This window comes from Clostridium boliviensis, assembly GCF_033342255.1.
Taxonomy (GTDB): domain Bacteria; phylum Bacillota; class Clostridia; order Lachnospirales; family Lachnospiraceae; genus Lacrimispora; species Lacrimispora boliviensis.
Map to the genome: position 1 here is coordinate 1 of NZ_JAWONS010000228.1, position 297 is coordinate 297.

The window sequence follows — 297 nt, forward strand, 5'->3', positions numbered from 1 at the left end:
ATCAAGCAGATGGTGAACCATCCCCTGACCGATCGGGGTGTGGAACGGTTTTTGGCCGATTGGGAAAAGGCCCAGCGCGAAGCGACCCAGGTTTGACGACCGTTAAAACGACGGTAAAAGGGATTGAAGGGAGGAAGGGCGTCCATGGATACCTTGAGGATCCGGGGCGGTCGTCCCTTGGTTGGCTCCATTCCGATCGCTGGGGCCAAAAACAGTGTGCTCGCCCTTCTTCCGGCTACTTTGCTCGCGGAGGCCTCCTGCACGATCGAAAATGTGCCGGCGATCCGCGATGTGAAG

1 protein-coding gene is annotated in these 297 nt (G+C 58.2%); it reads left to right on the forward strand.

Annotated elements, in window-relative coordinates; translation table 11 throughout:
• Nucleotides 1–144: 144 nt before the first annotated feature.
• Nucleotides 145–297 (forward strand): carboxyvinyltransferase (locus RZO55_RS14620; RefSeq protein WP_500683309.1); only part of this gene is annotated, 153 nt, incomplete at its 3' end.